This window comes from Aquiflexum sp. (assembly GCF_041751335.1).
In the GTDB taxonomy this organism is placed as follows: domain Bacteria; phylum Bacteroidota; class Bacteroidia; order Cytophagales; family Cyclobacteriaceae; genus Aquiflexum.
This window is the reverse complement of record NZ_JBGSXS010000344.1, coordinates 1-1,764: the sequence shown is the minus strand read 5'-3', so window position 1 is coordinate 1,764 and position 1,764 is coordinate 1. Positions and strand designations below refer to the sequence as shown.

The window sequence follows — 1,764 nt, the reverse complement described above, 5'->3', positions numbered from 1 at the left end:
ATAAAAGGATTAGTCTATGGAGTCGGCAATAACTGGAATTCATCCCAGTTTTAAATTGAATGGTATTTCTTTTTCTAAAGAGGATTTGTTGGAAGTTGGTTATTGTCTAATTAAGGAAGGAGTGGATTATGAGAAGACTATTGGTGAATTTTTACTTGATTGGTTAAGTGCTAAAGATTCAGTGAAAGCGTTTACCTCAGGTTCTTCAGGAACTCCTAAAACAATTGAACTTAAAAAGAGGCACATGGTTAATTCTGCTCTTGCTACTGGAAGCTTTTTTAATCTGAAACCCGGTGATAAAGCATTGCATTGTTTACCAACAACATTTATAGCAGGTAAAATGATGCTTATCCGAGCAATGCTTTTAGGCCTGGAATTAGATTATGTGGAACCAACTTCCAAACCCATGTTAGAAGTAAACAAGTTGTATGATTTTGTGGCTATGATTCCATTACAACTACAAAACTCAATAAACAAGCTTAGTCTAGTTAAAACACTAATAGTGGGAGGTGCCCCATTTCCTGTAAAATTGCAAAAAGATGTTTTCAATACACAAACATCTATCTTTGAAACCTATGGTATGACAGAAACTATTACCCACATAGCGGTAAGAAAAATTGAATTTAAATTTGAAGGTTCTTTTTTTGAAGCTCTTCCGGACATCAAATTGTCAGTTGATGACCGCAGTTGCTTAATTATTGATGCTCCTAAGATTTGCTCCACTCCGGTAATAACAAATGATGTGGTAAATCTTATCTCAAATACCCGGTTTCAATGGTTGGGTAGATTTGATAATGTAATTAATTCAGGTGGTATTAAATTATATCCTGAAAAAATAGAGCAACAGTTAGCTGACCTTATTGAGGATAATTTTTTTGTAACAAGTTTTGAAGATTCGATTCTAGGTGAAAAATTAATTCTTGTTATCGAAGGAAATGAAAATAAAGACCTACATACACATTTGAAAGATTCTGCCCTTTTGGAAAAATATGAAATTCCGAAAGAAATCTATTTTACCGCCAAGTTTTCTTTTACAAAAAATGGAAAAATCCAACGACAAGAGACCTTGGACAAACTTAAAATTAAATCGAACTAAACAAAAAATGAATTTGAATTTCTATCCTCCAAAAACAATTATCATGAAATATTTTACTGTTTTACTTTTTGTGATGCTGTTATCCAATGTAAAAGCGCAGCAAATTTTACCCGAAAAAGAAAGGGCTAGAGTAATAGATGAGTTGTTGGAAGAACGCTTTACAAACCTCTTACCGCAATTGATGGATACATCCGGAATAGATATGTGGATTGTCATTTCCAGAGAATATAACGAGGATCCTGTACTAAGGACCATGTTACCAGCTACGTGGCTCAACGCGCGAAGAAGGACTATTTTGCTTTTTTACAGAGACAAATCCAAGAATACTATAGAAAAATTCGCTGTCGCCCGATACAACGTGGGAAAAAGTATTGTTTCTGCCTGGGATCCGGAAAAAGAACCAGACCAATGGAAACGGTTAATTCAACTTATAACAGAACGGAATCCAACTAAAATTGGTCTCAATTTTTCAGAAGATCACAATATTGCAGATGGACTGGATAAAACAGATTATGATGAATTTATGTCTTATCTGCCTAAAAAGTCGCATTCAAAGGTGGTTTCAGCAGAGCAATTAGCGGTGCGTTGGATTGAAACACGAACAGATCGCGAAATGGTGATATACAATCAGTTAGTAGATATCACCCATGATATTATAGCAGAAGCAT

At 34.7% G+C, this 1,764-nt stretch carries 1 protein-coding gene and 1 pseudogene; both read left to right on the top strand.

Annotated features, from left to right (window positions below; translation table 11 throughout):
- The first annotated feature begins 16 nt into the window (after positions 1–16).
- Positions 17–1,096, top strand: a complete 1,080-nt coding sequence (locus ACEW8U_RS19215) for an AMP-binding protein (RefSeq protein WP_373523680.1) — start codon at positions 17–19, stop codon at positions 1,094–1,096.
- Positions 1,041–1,764: pseudogene (locus ACEW8U_RS19210) on the top strand (Xaa-Pro aminopeptidase); the annotation flags it as partial. The gene ACEW8U_RS19215 and the pseudogene ACEW8U_RS19210, both read left to right, overlap by 56 nt.